This window comes from Citrobacter sp. TBCS-14 (assembly GCF_005280805.1).
Lineage (GTDB): Bacteria > Pseudomonadota > Gammaproteobacteria > Enterobacterales > Enterobacteriaceae > Citrobacter > Citrobacter gillenii.
In genome coordinates this window covers 1-226 of sequence record NZ_SZWM01000845.1, presented here as the reverse complement: position 1 = coordinate 226, position 226 = coordinate 1, and the positions used below count along the sequence as shown (strand labels likewise).

Below are 226 nucleotides of genomic sequence, written 5' to 3'. Positions count from 1 at the left end.
ACCTTACTGCGTTGATGCGGTTACCCTTTTATGAGCATCTCAATACCAGCGTCAGCGTCGAGCAATATTTTGGCGATCGGGTAGACCTTTTCCATTCGGGAACGGGCTACCGCAATCCGGTGGCGGTAAACCTGGGACTGAGCTATACGCCAGTGCCGCTGATTACGGTGACCGCGCAGCATAAACAGGGCGAAAGCGGGGTAAGCCAAAATAATCTGGGATTGAC

At 53.1% G+C, this 226-nt stretch carries 1 protein-coding gene; it reads left to right on the top strand.

From position 1 onward, the window contains the following. The coding region (locus tag FDX22_RS21630) for an inverse autotransporter beta domain-containing protein (protein ID WP_186805417.1) at positions 1-226 on the top strand (226 nt) is incomplete at both ends.